General features: G+C 74.3%; 12 protein-coding genes. 7 read left to right on the plus strand and 5 right to left on the minus strand.

What is annotated here, in order from left to right; all coding sequences use genetic code 11:
* Positions 1 to 111: 111 nt before the first annotated feature.
* Together FR742_RS44615 and FR742_RS18050 are read right to left on the minus strand one after the other, a co-directional pair.
* A complete protein-coding gene (locus FR742_RS44615; protein WP_187281197.1) occupies positions 112 to 3,141 on the minus strand; it encodes an NACHT domain-containing NTPase in 3,030 nt (1,009 codons plus the stop codon).
* A gap of 71 nt (positions 3,142 to 3,212) precedes the next feature.
* Entirely contained in the window at positions 3,213 to 5,075 is a 1,863-nt protein-coding gene (locus FR742_RS18050; protein WP_148032020.1) for a propionyl-CoA synthetase, read from the minus strand.
* 119 nt (positions 5,076 to 5,194) lie between these two features.
* Between FR742_RS18050 and FR742_RS18055 the strand changes: the two genes are divergently transcribed.
* From FR742_RS18055 to FR742_RS18065, 3 genes are read left to right on the plus strand one after another with little or no spacing between them, the layout of a single operon-like run.
* The gene (locus tag FR742_RS18055; protein ID WP_148032021.1) at positions 5,195 to 5,848 is read left to right on the plus strand and encodes a DNA polymerase beta superfamily protein; all 654 of its coding nucleotides are present in this window, start codon (positions 5,195 to 5,197) and stop codon (positions 5,846 to 5,848) included.
* The gene (locus FR742_RS18060) at positions 5,845 to 6,576 is read left to right on the plus strand and encodes a DNA polymerase beta superfamily protein (protein ID WP_148032022.1); all 732 of its coding nucleotides are present in this window, start codon (positions 5,845 to 5,847) and stop codon (positions 6,574 to 6,576) included. The genes FR742_RS18055 and FR742_RS18060 overlap by 4 nt, the downstream gene beginning before the upstream one ends.
* Before the next feature lie 15 nt (positions 6,577 to 6,591).
* On the plus strand, positions 6,592 to 9,972 hold the full coding sequence (locus FR742_RS18065) for a LuxR C-terminal-related transcriptional regulator (RefSeq protein ID WP_148032023.1): 3,381 nt from the start codon (positions 6,592 to 6,594) through the stop codon (positions 9,970 to 9,972).
* A 188-nt stretch (positions 9,973 to 10,160) separates the two neighbouring features.
* Here FR742_RS18065 and FR742_RS18070 read toward each other — a convergent pair whose 3' ends face one another.
* Both FR742_RS18070 and FR742_RS18075 read right to left on the minus strand, forming a co-directional pair.
* Positions 10,161 to 10,937, minus strand: a complete 777-nt coding sequence (locus FR742_RS18070; RefSeq protein ID WP_148032024.1) for an arylamine N-acetyltransferase — start codon at positions 10,935 to 10,937, stop codon at positions 10,161 to 10,163.
* 35 nt (positions 10,938 to 10,972) lie between these two features.
* The gene (locus FR742_RS18075; RefSeq protein WP_148032025.1) at positions 10,973 to 11,905 is read right to left on the minus strand and encodes a GNAT family N-acetyltransferase; all 933 of its coding nucleotides are present in this window, start codon (positions 11,903 to 11,905) and stop codon (positions 10,973 to 10,975) included.
* 135 nt (positions 11,906 to 12,040) lie between these two features.
* Here FR742_RS18075 and FR742_RS18080 point away from each other — a divergent pair, with 135 nt between their 5' ends.
* Together FR742_RS18080 and FR742_RS18085 are read left to right on the plus strand one after the other, a co-directional pair.
* Positions 12,041 to 12,955, plus strand: a complete 915-nt coding sequence (locus FR742_RS18080; RefSeq protein WP_148032026.1) for a hypothetical protein — start codon at positions 12,041 to 12,043, stop codon at positions 12,953 to 12,955.
* Positions 12,956 to 12,980: 25 nt separating this feature from the next.
* Positions 12,981 to 13,502, plus strand: coding sequence for a hypothetical protein (locus FR742_RS18085; protein WP_148032027.1), 522 nt, complete (start codon positions 12,981 to 12,983; stop codon positions 13,500 to 13,502).
* Between the two features lie 10 nt (positions 13,503 to 13,512).
* On the opposite strand, the gene FR742_RS18090 is transcribed toward FR742_RS18085, so the two are convergent.
* Positions 13,513 to 14,307 carry a class I SAM-dependent methyltransferase gene (locus tag FR742_RS18090; RefSeq protein ID WP_148032028.1) on the minus strand — a complete coding sequence of 265 codons (795 nt, stop codon included), beginning with the start codon at positions 14,305 to 14,307 and terminating at the stop codon, positions 13,513 to 13,515.
* A 133-nt stretch (positions 14,308 to 14,440) separates the two neighbouring features.
* Here FR742_RS18090 and def point away from each other — a divergent pair, with 133 nt between their 5' ends.
* Together def and FR742_RS18100 are read left to right on the plus strand one after the other, a co-directional pair.
* Positions 14,441 to 14,992, plus strand: a complete 552-nt coding sequence (gene def / locus FR742_RS18095) for a peptide deformylase (protein ID WP_148032029.1) — start codon at positions 14,441 to 14,443, stop codon at positions 14,990 to 14,992.
* A 59-nt stretch (positions 14,993 to 15,051) separates the two neighbouring features.
* Positions 15,052 to 15,483, plus strand: a complete 432-nt coding sequence (locus FR742_RS18100) for a CBS domain-containing protein (protein WP_261808598.1) — start codon at positions 15,052 to 15,054, stop codon at positions 15,481 to 15,483.
* Positions 15,484 to 15,485: the final 2 nt, after the last annotated feature.

The following is a 15,485-nucleotide window of genomic DNA, read 5'->3' on the forward strand; positions in this document are numbered from 1 at the left end:
ACGGGCCGGGCGGATCCCGGCGCGGAACCGCGGTTCAGCGGTCGGCGGATACCCTAGCGGTACTTGATCAAGCTATGTCGGCATTTATCCCGCAAAGTCCGGGCGAGCCGGTCATGGGCTGTGGATCTTGCGGAGCACGTCCTCGGGGATGCCCGCCTCGACGAGGCTCTCCCAGCTCTCGAACCGTTCGGCGATCATGGCTTCCACGAGCGGCCGCAGCAGCGCGTGGTCGGCGCCGGCGTGCAGCAGCTCGCTGACGATGCGGCCGCGGCCCGCGAACGGCAGCCGGGCGCCGTCGATCGTGACCGCGTGCGCGATGAGCGCGAGCAGGCGGGCGTCGGGCGGCAGGCCGGGTGCGGTGGCGGCGGTGATCGCGTCGAGGTAGCGGGCGAGCCGGTCGTCGGGGTTCAGGGGCTCGCCGGTCAGCAGGTCCCGCAGCAGCCGGGGCAGGCTGGCCACCCGGCCCCGCGGGCGCAGCAGGAGCGGCGGGTCGGCGCCCTCGTCGAGCAGGTCGGCCAGCAGGTCGGTGTCGGGGTTGAGCAGGTACGCGCGCTCGGCGAACACCCTGATCCGGTGGCGCAGCACGGTGGCCCGCCGCCCGAGGCCGTGACCGAACCACCAGCCGAGCCCGTCGCCGCCCGGCGGTTCGGCCGGCCCGCCGAGCAGGATGTCGCGCTCGCCGTGCTCGGAGACCCGCAGCGCGGGCATGGCGGCCAGCAGCCCGCTCCAGCCGCCGTCGCCGAGCTGGCTGCGCCACAGGTGGGCGTGCGAGGTCCACCGCGCCAGCGGGTCGGGGCCGCCGAACAGCTCCGACACCCGTACGGGCGCCGCGGACGCGGCCACGATGAGCAGGGTGAGGTTGGCGGAGTAGGCGGCCAGCCGCCGCGTGACCGGCCGCCGCACCGGCTCGAACGCGGTGAAGGAGCGCCGCCGCCGCTCGTACAGCGACTCGCGCAGCAGCACGCCGAGCAGTTCCACGGCCCGCTCGCGCTCCCGCGCGGGCAGCCCGGCGAGCAGCTCGACGGCGAAGCCCACGATCGGCCCGCGCTCGGCCAGGCAGGAGAACGAGGTGACCGCGTACAGCAGGTCGTCGTCCAGGTCCTGGGCGGGCGCGGCGGCCAGCTCGCCGCCGGTCAGGTCGTGTCTCCTGACCAGCTCGCGCACCGCGAACACGGCCAGCCAGCCGACGAGGAACTCGCCGAACGTGGCGTGCGCGAACTCGTAGCCGTCTGTCCCGTTCCCCGTACGGCGCGCGGACGTACGGCGCGCGAAGAAGAACCGCCTGGTGGCCCGGTCCGCCCCGCTGCCCGGCCCGCACAGCGCCGCCAGGTCGGCGTCGAGCGCGGCCGCCGCGGCGACCGGCCGGCCGCGGGCGAACATCGACAGCGCGACCGCCCCGAGCCGTACCAGCTCCCGGTCGACGAGGGCGCGCAGCCGGGGCGGCGGCAGCCCGATGGCGGAGGCGTCCCTGGCGACCTCGCGGCGGGCGAAGCCGCGGATCAGCGCCTCGTACAGCTGGGCCCGGCCGATGGGGCCCGCGCCGCGCACGCCGTCCCCCGTGGCGTCGTGCAGGGCGAGCAGCAGCAGGAGCAGCGGCTGCGTGGCGAGCTCGGGGTGGGCCAGCGCGTCGCCGGCGGACAGCGGTGCGCGGTCACGGCGGGCGAGCACCGCCCGGTTGGCCTGGTCCCAGATGTCGAGCCAGCGCCGCACCTGGTCTTCCTCGAACGGGCGCAGCTGCAGCACGACCAGGCCGTCGGGGAAGCGCACCCGGTCGGCCACGACGGTGCGACCGGTGACGACGACGGCGACGGGCCGGCCGACGCGGTACTGCCTGGCCTGGAACTCCTGGATCTGCTCCAGGTAGTCGTGGCGGCCCTCGCCGGCGGCCTGGACCAGCTCGTCGAACCCGTCGAGCAGCACCACCGGCAGGGCCCCCTGCCCCGCCTCGACCAGCTCCTCGAAGCGCACGTCCTCGCCGAGCGAGGTACGCAGCCCCTGGTCGATCTGGGACAGCACGGTGGACTCCGCCACCACGTCGTGCAGCCGCACCCGGATCGGCAGGAACTCCGACCCGGCCAGCCGCGCGGCCAGCACCTCCACCAGCGTGGACTTGCCCGCGCCCGGCTCGCCCAGCACGACCAGCGGCGCCTGGGTGGCGCCCAGCGAGGTGAGATGGCCGACCAGGAACGCCTCGGTGTCGGGCAGCGCCCGCTGCCCGGCCCACCAGCTCCTGGCGGCCGGCCTGGGCGGCTCGGCGGCGGTCCCCGCCAGCTCAGCGACCCGGCAGCGCGGGGTGATGTAGCCCTCGCCGAGCAGCGGCAGCGTCACGTCATCCGGCGGCTCGCGGCCGGCCATCAGCGGCTGGTCGAGCGCGCCGGCGGCCAGCCGCACCAGGTGGATGACGGGCCGGTCGCCGGTGCGCGGCGGGGCCAGCTCCGCCAGCAGCCGCGCCACCCGCGACAGCCCGGCGCCCGGCGGCGGCTGCTCGGCGGCCAGGCTCCACCTGCCGAACTCGGGGCGGTCCAGGGCGAGCAGCCGGTAGTCCTCGTCGTAGACGCGCAGCGCGTGCGCCTCCGGGCCGTCGGCGAACAGCGCCGGCAGCCGGGCCCGGTCGCCCGCCGGCAGCTCGCCCCACACAGGCAGGCCGCGCGCGTACGACAGGAGCGCCTCCGACATCCGCCGGTGGACCAGCCGCACGGCCCGCCGGGTCTCCTCGTACGGGCGATGCGGCTCGGGCGTCGGCAGCCCGGTGGCGAGCAGGCTCCTGACGAGGGCGGCGTACCGCTCGGCCGCCTCCGGGTGGCGGGTGTGGTCCAGTCGCTCCAGGGTGACCGGGGGCCTCGACTCCTCGCCCAGGGCCTCGAAGTACGCGGAGGCCACGATCACGGCGTGGGCCGCGGCCAGCCGCCGGGTCCTGACGAACCGGGTGTCGCCGCCGCGCCGGGCGGCGACCCCGCGCACCGTGTCCTCGGTGTAGCGGACGATCTCGCCGCGCAGCTCCACCAGGCCCGCGGCGGGCACGGCGGCGCCGCCCCAGCCGGTCGGAGGCACGGCCGCGGCCCGCTCGACGGCCTTGGCCAGCCGGGGCCGCTCACAGCCGAGGATGTCCAGCGCGCCCGCGTAGCTCAGGATGTCCGTCATCGGCGTCTCCGAAGAGCGTGAGAGCTCCCATCATGACGCCGTTGGTCCGGCTTTGTAGGGTTGTCGGATGCTCAGCCCTTGAGCGCGTCGGTGATCTCCGTGAGGGCGGCGGGGTCCTCGATGGTGGACGGCACGCGGTAGGGGGTCCCGGCGGCGATGTCGCGCATGGTGCCGCGCAGGATCTTGCCGGAGCGGGTCTTCGGCAGCCGGCTCACGACGACGGCCCTGCGGAAGGCCGCGACGGGACCGATCCGCTCGCGGACCAGGGCGGTCAGCTCGCGCTCGACGTCGGCGGGGTCGCGTTCCACGCCCGCCTTGAGCACCACGAGCCCGACCGGGAGCTGCCCCTTCAGCTCGTCGGTCACGCCGATGACCGCGGACTCGGCGACGTCCGGGTGGTCCGCGAGCACCTCCTCTATGGCCCCGGTGGACAGCCGGTGCCCGGCCACGTTGATGACGTCGTCGATGCGGCCCATGACGAACAGGTAGCCGTCCTCGTCGATGCGGCCGCCGTCGCCGGTCAGGTAGTGGCCGGGGTAGCGCGACAGGTAGGCCTCGGTGAAGCGGTCGTCGTCGCGGTAGAGGGTCGGCAGGCAGCCGGGGGGCAGCGGCAGCCGGACCGTGACGGCGCCCTCGACGCCGGGCGGGCACTCGTTCCCGTCGTCGTCGAGGATGCGCATGTCCCAGCCGGGGACGGGCTTGGTGGGCGAACCCGGCTTGACCGGCAGTTCCTCGATGCCGACGCAGTTGGCGGCCATCGGCCAGCCGGTCTCGGTCTGCCACCAGTGGTCGATGACCGGGATGCCGAGCAGGGCCGAGGCCCAGTGGTAGGTGTCGGGGTCGAGCCGTTCGCCGGCGAGGAAGAGGTAACGCAGGCTGGACAGATCCCACTTTTTGGCGAAACTGCCGGACGGGTCTTCCTTTTTGATCGCGCGGAACGCGGTGGGCGCCGTGAACAGCGTGCGCACCCCGTACGTCGACACCACCCGCCAGAACGCGCCCGGGTCGGGCGTGCCGACGGGCTTGCCCTCGTACAGGACGGTCGTGCAGCCGGCGAGCAGCGGGGCGTAGACGATGTAGGAGTGGCCGACGACCCAGCCGACGTCGGAGGCGGCCCAGTAGACCTCGCCGGGCGCGGCGCCGTACACGTTGGCCATGCTCCAGTGGAGCGCGACCGCGTGGCCGCCGTTGTCGCGGACCACGCCCTTAGGGGCGCCGGTGGTGCCGGAAGTGTAGAGGATGTAGAGCGGGTCGGTGGCGGCCACGCTGACGCATCCGGCGGGTTCCGCGTCGCGCACGGCGCTCTCCCAGTCGAGGTCGCGGCCCTCGGTGAGGTCGGCGGGGTGCTGCTCGCGCTGCAGGATCACGCAGTGGGCGGGCCGGTGCGACGCCCGCTCCAGCGCGGCGTCCAGCAGCGGCTTGTACTCCACCAGCCGGGACGGCTCGATCCCGCACGACGCCGACAGCACCACCTTGGGCCTGGCGTGGTCGATGCGGACGGCCAGCTCGCTGGCCGCGAACCCGCCGAACACCACCGAGTGCACCGCCCCGAGCCTGGCGCAGGCGAGCATCGCGACCACGGCCTCGGGCACCATCGGCATGTAGATGACCACGGTGTCGCCGGTCCCGACGCCGAGCCCGCGGAGCATCCCCGCGGTGCGGGACACCAGGTCGAGCAGCTCCCGGTAGGTGTAGCGGCGCGCGGACCCGGTGACGGGGCTGTCGTAGATCAGCGCGTCCTGGTCGCCCCGGCCCGCCGCGACGTGCCGGTCGACGGCGTTGTGGCAGGTGTTGAGCCGCCCTCCGGGGAACCACCGCCCGCCGTCGTGGGCCCGCTCGGGCTCCACGTCCCAGTCGACGCCCCGCGCCGCCTCGCGCCAGAACTCCTCCGGCGCCTCGATGCTCTGCCGGTAGACGGACTCGTAACTACGCATTTCCGGAGCACTTCCCACGACTCAAGACTGTGTCAGCAATCGACGATCATCAACCCGGATCCGGCAACAAAGCCCTAAATTGGGGGGATTCGGGGTGGACCACAGGAGGTACACGGTCAATGGACGGCGTCGATCTGGGCGATGATCTGATCCTGTCCGTGGTGACCGGTTCGCGCGCGTACGGGCTGGAGACCGAGGCGTCCGACGTCGACCGGCGTGGCGTGTTCGTGGCGCCGACCGAGGCGTTCTGGCGGCTGGACAAACCGCCGACGCACCGCGACGGGCCGCTGCCCGAGCAGTTCTCGTGGGAGGTCGAGCGGTTCTGCGTGCTGGCGCTGCAGGCGAACCCGACGGTGCTGGAGTGCCTGTGGTCGCCGCTGGTCGAGGTGGTCACGCCTGCCGGGCGGCGGCTGCTCGACCTGCGGGGCGCGTTCCTGTCCGGTCGCGCCCAGGAGACGTTCGCCGGGTACGCGGACGCGCAGTTCCGCCGGCTGGACCCGGAGGCGCCGAAGTGGAAGCAGGCCATGCACATGATCAGGCTGCTGCTGAGCGGCCTCCATCTGGTCCGGCACGGCGAGCCGCGCGTCCGGATGGGCGACGACCGCGAGCGCCTGCTGGCGGTCAAGCGGGGCGAGGTGCCGTGGGCGGAGGTGGACGCCTGGCGCGCGCGGCTGGTCGCCGAGCTGGCGGCGGCCGATTCGGTGCTGCCGGACCGGCCGGACCGTGACGCGGTCGAGGAGTTCCTGATCGGCGTGCGGAGACAGAACCTGTGAACCTGCCCGCCTGGTTGCCGGAGATCCCGGGTGAGCAGCCGTACCCGCTGGTATTCGCCACCGTGAGCGGGGCCCATCTGTACGGGTTCCCGTCGGCGGACTCGGACGTGGACCTGCGCGGCGTGCACGTGCTGCCCGCCCGGGAGGTCGTCGGGCTGGTCACCGGGCCGGAGACGCTCGACGCGACGTGGACGCGGGACGGCGTCGAGGTGGACCTGGTGACCCACGACCTGGCCAAGTTCTGCCGGCTGCTGCTGAGCCGCAACGGCTACGTGCTGGAGCAGCTCCTGTCGCCGCTGGTGGTGGCGTCGTCGCCGGTGCACGAGGAGCTGGTGGCGCTGGCGCCCGCGTGCCTGACGCGCCATCACGCCCACCACTACCTGGGGTTCGCGCGGACGCAGTGGCGGCTGTTCGGGAAGACGGGCGAGCTGAAGCCGCTGCTGTACACGTTCCGGGTGCTGGCCACCGGGATCCACCTGATGCGGTCGGGCGAGCTGCGGGCCGACCTGACGCAGCTGTATGAGTACGGACCCGCGTACCTGCCCGAGCTGGTGGCCGCCAAGCGGGAGGCCGAGCACGGCGCCGCGCCCGTGATCGCCTCGGCCGCCGCGGACGTGGCGAGGATGACCGCGGAGCTGGAGCGGGCCGGGGACGGCTCGGCGCTGCCCGGCACCGCCTCCGCGCACGCCGCCCTGCACGACCTCGTGGTCCGGATCCGCCTGGGGTAGCGCAGAATCGGTGCCATGACGTTCGTCGGCAGGCGGGAGGCGCTCGCGGCGATCAGCGGCGTGCTGGCCGAGGGTGCGGGATGTGTGCTGGTGGAGGGGCCGGCGGGGATCGGCAAGACCCGGCTGCTCGCGGAGGCCGCCCGCCTCGGCCGAGCGCGCGGCCTGACGGTGGCCGCCGGACGGGCCACCGAGCTGGACCGGGTGGCCCCCTTGTCGACACTGCGCTCGGCACTGGCCGGAGTCGTGCCGATCGACGTCACCGGTAGTGCCGATGTCCGGCAGCCCGCCGAGACAAACCCCACCGACCGGCCCCACCCCTCCACAATCACCCCCGACCACCTCCAGCCGACCACCGAGACAGATCCCACCGACCGGCCCCACCCCTCCAGAACCACCCGCGACCACGTCCGGCAGGCCGCCGAGACGGACCCCACCGGCCACCCCCTCGACCAGCCCCATCCCCTCACGATCACCCGCGACGACGTCCGGCGGGCCGCCGATTCGGACTCCATCGGCTATCCCGTGGATCGGGTGGAGATGATCGGGGACGCGCTGGAGCGGTTCGCAAGGCCGTTGCTCGTGGTGCTGGACGATGTGCAGTGGGCCGACGAGCTGAGCCTGCTGGCGCTGCGGCGGCTGGTGCCGGGCGGGTCGCCGGTGGTGTGGCTGCTGGCCCGGCGGCCGCTGCCCGAGCAGGAGTCGCTGGACCGGCTGGAGGCGGTGCGGGTGCCTCTGCCGCCGCTCAGCCAGGAGGAGGCGGCGGAGCTGAGCGGCCACCTGCTGGGATCGCCGCCGTCGCGACCGGTTCTGGAGCTGGTACGGGCGAGCGGCGGCAATCCGTTCCTGCTGGAGGAGGCGCTGTCGGCGGCGCGTGAGGACGGCCGGGTCAGGATGGACGGCGGCTTCCCTGAGGCGGTGGAGCGGCGGCTGCTGCCGCTCGCGGCGGGGACGCGGCGGCTGCTGGGGGTCGCGGCGGTGCTGCGGCGGCCGTTCTCGGTGCACGAGGCGGCAGGAGTGCTCGGCGCGCCGGTGGCCGGGGCGGTCGCGGCGGTGGAGGAGGCGGTCAGGGCCGGGGTGCTGGTGGACGAGGGCGGGCGGCTGGCGTTCCGGCACGACCTGATCAGGGAGGCGGTGTACGGAGGGCTGCCGGAGGCGGTCAGGAGCGCGTGGCACCGGGAGGCGGCCGCCGTGCTCAGGGCCGAGGGCAGGCCCCCGGCGGAGCTGGCCGAGCACCTGCGGCACGGCGCCCGCCGGGGAGACGCCGCAGCCGTCGCGGAGCTGCGTGCGGCGGCGGCCGGCCTCAGGGCCACCGCCCCGTCGGCCGCCGCCGACCTGATGACGCGAGCCCTCGACCTCTCGGACAGCTGGGATCCGGCGCTGGTCGCGGACGCCGTACGCCTCCTCGCCTCGGCGGGCCGCCTCGCCGATGCCCGCGCCCTCGCCGACGACTGCTCCACGAGACCGTACGCCCGTCCCCGGTCGCCTGACACCCCGGCTCTCCCAGGTGATGAGAACGACCCGATGGACGGCCCCACCCCCCGGCGGCACACGCCCAGAGAGCCGAGCGCGAGGACGGCGACGGCATCGGCGGACGCCCCGAGCGGGCACACGAAAGCCGCACGGCTGGACACACCCGAAGAACCGGGCGCGAGGACGGCGACGGCACCGTTGGACGCGCCGAGCGGGCACACGGAAGCCGGACGGCTGGACACACCCGAAGAACCGGGCGCGCAGGCGGTGACGGCATCGGCGGATGCGCTGGGCGGGCGGCTGAGTGCCGGGGAGGAGGCGGCGATCTGTCTCGGGCTGGCGGAGGCGCTCAAGCATGCCGGTGACGACGCGGGTGTGGTGGAGCGGACGGGGCGGGCGCTGGCGCGGGCCGGGGTGCCGGTGGAGGCGCGGGCGCGGCTGCTCGCGGTACGGGCGCACGCGCTGATGATGACCGGACGGATCGACGAGGCCGACGCGGCGGCGGCGGGAGCGGTGGCCAGTGGGGAGCCGTTCGGGCAGGTGGTGGCGTTGCAGGCGCGTTCGACCGTGGCGCTGTTCCGGGGCGAGCCTCGGGTGGCGCTGGAGCATGCCGAGCAGGCGGTACGGATCGCGGACGCGGCTGGGGGTGAGGTGGCGCACCGGCATCCACGGCTCTGGCTGGGCGCGGCCTTGACGGTGCTGGACCGGTTCGAGGAGGCGGACGCGGTGTACGCGGCGGTCGCGCGGGAGTCGGGCGCGGCGGGCACGGCCTGGTCGCTGCCGTTGCGTCACCGGTTCAGGGCGGATCTGCTGCTGGCGTGGGGCCGGTTGGACGACGCGGAGGCGGAGGCGGAGGCCGGACTGCGGGTCACCGCCGAGCTGTCGGCGATGGCCCTCGCACCGGCGCTGCTGGCGGTGCGAGGCCATGTGGCTGCGCTGCGCGGCGACTCGGAGGCCGCCCGCCGCCACTTCCGCCAGGGGGCCGAGCTGGCGGGAAGCGGCCCCGGCCTGGTCCACGACGAACTGCGCTTCCGTACGGCACTCTTCGAACGGTCGCTCTACGGGCACGGGACGACGGGCAGGCGGACGAAGAGAGGCGCGGGGCCGGCCGACCGCGATCAGCGGGCTGGCGGAACGCCGACCCACCGCGATCAACCCACTCACGGAACACCAACCCGCCCCGATCAACCCACCTGCGGAACACCAACCCACCCCGATCAACCCACCCACGGAACACCAACCGACCGCGAACAGGCCACCCCCGAATCACCGCTCAACCGCGATCAGGCAGCCCGAGGAACACCAACCGACCGCGATCAGGCAGCCCGGGGAACACTGGCCCACCGCGATCGGCGGGCCCTTGGGACGTCGGACCGTCAGGGTCGGGGTCGTGACGCGCCGGGGCTGGGGTGGCTGGGTGAGGAGGGGAGTGCGCTCGCGTACCTGTTGTTGCAGGAGCCGTGGGCGGCGGCGCGGCTGCGTGGGGAGCCGGGGGTGGTCGCGGGCATCCGGGCGCTGGCCGCGCGCAACCCGGAGGTGGTGTCGTTACGGGCGGCGGCCGCGCATGCGGAGGGGCGGCTGGCCGAGGCCGTCGAGCTGTACCGGGCGGCGCCGCGACCGCTAGGGCTGGCCGCGGCGCTGGAGGAGGCCGGGCGAAGGGACGAGGCGCTGGAGGTGTACGCGGCGTGCGGCGTCAGGAGGGACGCCGCCGGGCGCCCGCCGACCGGGTGGGCCGCGCTGACCCCGTCCGAGCTGCGGGTGGCACGGCTGGTCGCCCGGGGGTTGACGAACCGGGAGGTGGCCGCCGAGTTGTTCGTGTCCCCGCACACCGTCGACAGCCACCTCCGGCACGCCTTCGCCAAGCTGGGCGTCAGCAGCCGGGTCGAGCTGGCCCGGCACGCCCTGATCAGCGAGGGCCTCACCTGACCCCCGCCCAGCCCGACGGGGCCCGCGCCCCGGCCGGAAACCTCGCTGACCCGTGCCCCGACAGCGAAGGCGGCCCCGCGCCGGAGGCCTCTCTGACCCGCGCCCAGACCGGCGGGGCGTCCCCGCCCCCCCGGCCGGAAACCTCTATGGCCCGTGCTCGGACAGCGAAGGGATGCCGGGCGAAGGCCTCAGTCCGGACGGCCCTCGGGATGGATCAAGGGCAGCAGCGCCGCGGCGTCCGCTTCGGAGATCGTGATGCCGATGCGGTCGCGCAGGCCGTCCCGCAGGCTCCCCGCCGTCCGCGCCCCCAGGTGCTCGATCCGTACGCGCTCGCCGATCGCCGTGCGCTGGGCCAGCACGTGGGAGACGAACGGGGAGCGGGGGTGGGTGGCCACGTAGTGGTTGGCGACCTCGAAGTCGCTCGGGTAGTGGGGTTCGTCCGTGCGGAACCCGTACAGCTGCTCCTCCCCCGCGTGCAGGATCCAGAGGTCGCCGTCCCGGGTCAGGCGCCATCGCCAGTGGCCCGCCGAGGCGGTCGCCTCCTCGGCGAACGGCATCGGCTCCACCAGCCCGTCGCCGCCGAACCCCACGTCGGCCAGCCACCGCCGCCCGTCCGCGGTCACCAGCAGCATGGCGTGCGAGCGCGGCAGGTGGGAGCGGCCGCCGAGGCGGATGCGGGCCAGCAGCCGCGTCACCGGGAACCCGAGGCGTTCCAGGGCGGCCGCGAACAGCAGGTTGTGCTCGTGGCAGTAGCCGCCGCGGCCCCCGGTCACCATCTTGTCCTGCAGGGACTTCGGGTCGAGCGGGATGCCCCTGCCGAGCACCACGTCCAGGTTCTCGAACGGGATGGCGGTGACGTGCGCGCGGTGGACCGCGCGCAGCGTCGCGGCGGACGGGGTGCGCGGGCCGCCGTGGCCGATCCGGTCGAGGTACGCGTCCAGGTCGAGATCATCGATGTGCCACATGGCTCAACCGTGCCGGAGCGGGCGGCCCGCGCGCATCACGCGTTCACGGGATTCGCGGAGAGCACGAGCCTGACGGCGAACAGCTCGTACCCGGCCCGCTCGAACGCCCGCGCCATCGGCACGTTGCCCGTGTCGGTGTCGGCGACGACCCGGTCCGCGCCGCGCCCGGCGTGGCTGCGGGTGATCTCGGCGAGCAGGTCGCCGGCGTAGCCGTGGCCGCGGTGCTCGGGCAGCACGCCCAGGTAGCCGACCACCGGCCCGGAGGCGTTGGCGGACGGCAGCGCGAACCCGGCGAGCTCGCCGGAGCGGGTGTGGGCCAGCCGCCACCACGACCGGTCGCCCGGCATCGCCAGGTAGTCGGCCAGATCCTCTCTAGCTTGGGCCTCGGCGTCCTTGACGAGCAGCGCCTGCCGGGTGTGGTGGTCGAGGCTGCCGGCCGACGCGGCCGCGAAGGCGGCGACGAACGTCTCGTCGTCGGGCTCCTCCCGGAAGACGAGCCTGCCGGACGCCTCCGGCAGCGGCCGGTCCGGCGTCCACGCGTACCGGAGCCGTTCCAGCTCGTCGGTCAGACCGGCGCGGCGGCAGGCCTCCTGCCGCCAGCCGACGGCGGCGGTGACGGCGTCGTTGCCGCGCCAGCCGACCGGCAGGAACACGTGGTACGCGGGACGTTCGCCGAACGCGTCATGGGCGTGGCGCAGCAGCTCGGCCGCGAGCGCGACGCGGTCGGTGACCGAAGGGTGGACGTGGAGGCAGTCGAGCGCGAGCGGCCCGGCGCCGGGGAAGCCCCACCAGACGGCGCGGGCGAGAATCTCGCCGTCCTGTTCGGCCACCCAGATCCGGTCGTGGTGGTAGTGGCCGTCGGCGAGGAAGGAACGCAGCCGTTCGGGATGGGCCCAGCTGACGGGCTCGTCGACGGCGCAGTCGAGCAGGCGGCCGAGATCAGGCGCGGCCGTGGGACGGAAAAGCACGGATCCTCCGAAGAGCGGGATCGGACGCGGTGAGCGTCCGGAAGGAGCGGGACATCTCAGCGCCTCCTTTCTTCCGGTCTTACGGGGTAGGAGGACCATATCGCACTTGTCAGAAAGGTCCGACAGGATAGGGGAATGCCCGCCTACGAAGACGTTTTCCCGCTCCAGCCGCCCGTCCGCCTGCCGCCTCAGGACGAGCTGGTCGCCGCCGTGCGCGCGGCGCCGCTGGCGGCCGAGTTCCTCGACGGCCAGGAGGACGTGCTGGAGGCCTGGGGCGAGGTGTGCAGGGACCGGCTCGACGAGGGCCTGCTGCTGGAGGTGGTGCGCCTGTTCGTGGCGCGCGAGCCCGCCGCCGGCGACCCTCCCGCCGAGCTGGTGGCCTTCGGCCTGGTGAAGGGCGCGAACCCGTACGAGGCGACGCCGGTCGGGCTGTGGATGGGCCGGAGGCTGATCGGGGAGCTGACCGGGCAGGAGGTGCCCGTCATGGGCTCGCTCGCGGAGCGCGACGGGGCGGGGCTGCTGCTGGGCCTGCGCTCGTACCCGGAGGCGGACCGCGACGAGGAGCTGGCCGGCTGGCTGGCCCGCCGTGACGCGGCGGGGGCGGCCAGGGAGATCGCGGGCGTGCTGCCGGCGGTGAGCCCGCTCAGCCGGGCGATCGGCATCGAGCTGCTCGGCTTCCAGCTGGGCGACGAGGGCCGCCGGGCGCTGGACGACCTGGTGATCGAGCCCAAGGTGGGCGCGGTGATCGCCGCCAGGCTGAGCCGCGACGACCGGCAGCCGGCCACCGAGGAGATCGGCTGGGTGCTGGTGGACATGGCGGCGGCGCTGCTGGAGTTCGGCGGCGAGCCGTCCGAGGTGGTCGAGTCGGTGGCGGCCGGCATGGAGACGGACGAGCAGGCGAGCACGATCACGCTGCTGGCGCTCTGCGACCACCCGGCCACCGAGCCCGTGCTGCGGGTGTTCATCGACTACCACCCGGACGCGGGGGTGGCCGCCGCCGCCCGCAAGGCGCTGCGCCGCCTGCACGGGCTCGCCGCGGCCCGCGGGTGAGGGGCCGGGGGTAGAGTCGGCGACGATGACGAAGCATACGATCACCCGCCAGACCGGGACGATCCTCGGCGACACCTACGGCTGCGACTGCGGGGCCCAGCTGGGCGGGCGGATGGCGGCCGAGGCGCACGCCGCCGAGCACCAACAGTGCTCGGTCTGCCTGGGCTCGGCCGAGGAGGAGCCCACGCCCGGACTGACGCGTCCCTGCACCTCCTGCGCCGGCACCGGGCGGCGGCGCGAGCAGATCAACTGGCAGCTCGCGCACGCCGAGGCGGAGCGGCTGGTGACGCCCGCGGTGGTGCGCTCGGTGGTGGACGCCTTCGACGGGCCGTTCCGGCTGTCGGAGGTCGCCGACGCGGTGCGCGACGGGTTCGGGCTGCCGCCGGGCCGCCTGCCGGTGGGGCCGCGGGTGCGCGACCTGCTGCTGGAGATGCAGTCGGCGGGCGAGATCACCATGGTGTCGGCGCCGGACGAGCTGATCGACGGCACCGACGTGGTGCTGTTCCGCGACCCCCAGTGGCAGCGGGCGCGCACGCTCGGGCTCTGACCGGCGGCGGTCAGGCGCGGCAGACGATCTCGCCGTGCAGGATCGACATCCAGCCGTCGTCCGACCCGGCCCAGGCGCGCCAGCCGTCGGAGATGCGCCGCAGGTCCTCCGCGGCGGCGGCGCCGGTGGCCAGGGCCTGCTCGGCCATCGCGGAGCGCAGGATCCGGTCGGCCCACATGCCGCCCCACCAGGCGCGGTCCTCGGGGGTGGCGAAGCACCAGGTGGACGAGGTGGCGGTGACGTCGGTGAACCCGGCGGCGCGGGCCCATGACAGCAGCCTGCGGCCGGCGTCCGGCTCGCCGCCGTTGCCGCGCGCCACCTTCTGGTAGAGCTCCATCCAGGTGTCGAGCGCGGGCACGCGCGGATACCACGCGAAGGCCGCGTAGTCGCTGTCGCGGGCGGCCACGACGCCGCCGGGCCGCGCCACCCGCCGCATCTCGCGCAACGCCTGTACGGGGTCGCCGACGTGCTGGAGCACCTGGTGGGCGTGCACGACGTCGTACGATCCGCCGGGGAAGGGCAGCGCGTGCACGTCGGCGACGGCGAAGCCGACGTTGCCCGCGCCTCTGGCCGCCGCCTCGGCCCTGGCCAGTTCCAGCGCCTCCTCGCTCACCTCGGTCGCGGTCACACTCGCCACCCTGGCGGCCAGGTCGGCGGTGATGGTGCCGGGGCCGCTGCCGACGTCGAGCAGGACCGCCTCGGGCCGGAGGTGGGGCAGGAGGTAGGCGGCCGAGTTGCCGGCGGTGCGCCACCGGTGGGAGCGCAGCACGGACTCGTGGTGGCCGTGGGTGTAGACGGCTTTCATCGAAACTCCCTCGTCTCGGCTGATGTCCGGCACGCTACCAGTCATCTCGCTATACGAGAGAATATGTCTCATTATTCGGATATGTGGCGCTCGACCGTACACTGTTCCGGACGACTACGGAAGGGCGGTCGCCATGGGAGAGGTCCGGCCGATCGTGCGCGTGGGCGACCCGGTGCTGCACGCGCCGTGCGAGCCGGTCACCCGGTTCGACGACGCGCTGCGGGCGCTGGTCGACGACATGTTCGCGAGCATGTACGCGGCCGACGGCGTGGGGCTGGCCGCCAACCAGATCGGCGCGCCCCTGCGGGTGTTCGTCTACGACTGCCCCGACGACGACGGCGTCCGCCACCGGGGCGTCGTCGTCAACCCCGCGCTGAAGCTGCCGGGCGTCGGCGAGCGGCGCCTCGACGCGGGCGAGGAGGGCTGCCTGTCGGTCCCCGGCCAGTACGCCCCGCTCCCCCGGTCCGACCGGGCCACGGTGCACGGCTCCGACGCCGAGGGCCGGCCCGTCACGGTCGAGGGCACCGGCATGCTCGCGCGCTGCCTCCAGCACGAGACCGACCACCTCGACGGCCACCTCTACATCGACCGCCTCCCGGCCAAACGCCGCAAGCAGGTGCTGGCCGCGTACGAGCAGTCCCTCGCCACAGGGCAAATTCCGACAAACAACCCACCCGGCACGTGAGCGACGGCAAATCGGGTAGATGGTGCTCCTCCGGAAGCAATCCATCGAGGAGACACACCATGGGCAGACACACCATGGCCAGAACCGTGGCAGACGTGATGACCAGCCACCCCGCGACCGTCGACGGCGACCAGCCGGTCAGCGTCGCCGCCGCGCTCATGCGCGACAACGACACCGGCGCGATCATCGTCAACGACCACGGCCGGATGGCCGGCATCGTGACCGACCGCGACATCACGATCAGGTGCGTCGCCGACGACAAGGGCCCCGACACGCCCGTGCGCGAGGCCTGTTCGCCAGGCGTCGAGGCCGTCTGCCCGGACACCAGCATCGACCAGGCCGTCCAGCTCATGCGCCAGCACCACGTACGCCGCCTCCCGGTGCTCGAGGACGGCCGCGCGGTCGGCATCCTCAGCATCGGCGACCTCGCGATGGAGCGCGACCCGGACTCGGCGCTCGCCGACATCTCCGCGGCGGAGGGCAACCGCTAACG

The organism is Nonomuraea sp. C10 (assembly GCF_008017515.1).
GTDB classification, from domain to species: Bacteria; Actinomycetota; Actinomycetes; order Streptosporangiales; family Streptosporangiaceae; genus Nonomuraea; species Nonomuraea ferruginea.